Annotated in this window: 1 protein-coding gene; it reads left to right on the top strand. The window is 62.9% G+C overall.

Features of this window, described 5'->3' with window-relative positions:
• Positions 1 to 574: AMP-binding protein (locus DB708_RS21555; RefSeq protein ID WP_133251044.1), on the top strand; the 574-nt coding region annotated here is incomplete at both ends.

Below are 574 nucleotides of genomic sequence, written 5' to 3'. Positions count from 1 at the left end.
ACCCACCACCGCGGTGGTGCCCGGTCCTGATCCTGACGATATTGCGTACATCATTTACACCTCGGGCACTACCGGTGTGCCTAAAGGTGTTGGGATTGCGCACCGCAACGTCACCGACCTGATCGACTCGCTGGATACCAGACTCCCGCGTGAGGGTGTGTGGTCGCAGTGGCACTCGTATAGCTTCGACGTTTCGGTGTGGGAGATCTGGGGTGCCTTGCTGCGTGGTGGGCGGGTAGTCGTTGTGCCCGAAGACGTGACGCGTTCGCCGCAGGATTTCCACGCGTTGTTGGTGGCTGAGCAGGTCACGGTGTTGAGTCAGACACCGTCGGCGGTCGCGGCGTTGTCGGCGCAGGGTTTGGAATCGGTGGCGTTGGTGATCGCTGGTGAAGCCTGCCCGCCTGAGGTGGTGGATCGGTGGGCGCCTGGCCGGGTGATGGTCAACGCCTATGGCCCGACTGAGACCACGATGTGTGTGGCCATCAGTGCACCGTTGACACCGAAATCGGGGGTGCCGCCGATTGGGGTTCCGGTGCCGGGGGCGGCGTTGTTTGTGTTGGATGGGTGGTTGCGT

Origin of the sequence: Mycobacterium montefiorense (assembly GCF_003112775.1) — a bacterium.
Lineage (GTDB): Bacteria > Actinomycetota > Actinomycetes > Mycobacteriales > Mycobacteriaceae > Mycobacterium > Mycobacterium montefiorense.
This window is presented reverse-complemented; position numbering and strand designations above follow the sequence as displayed.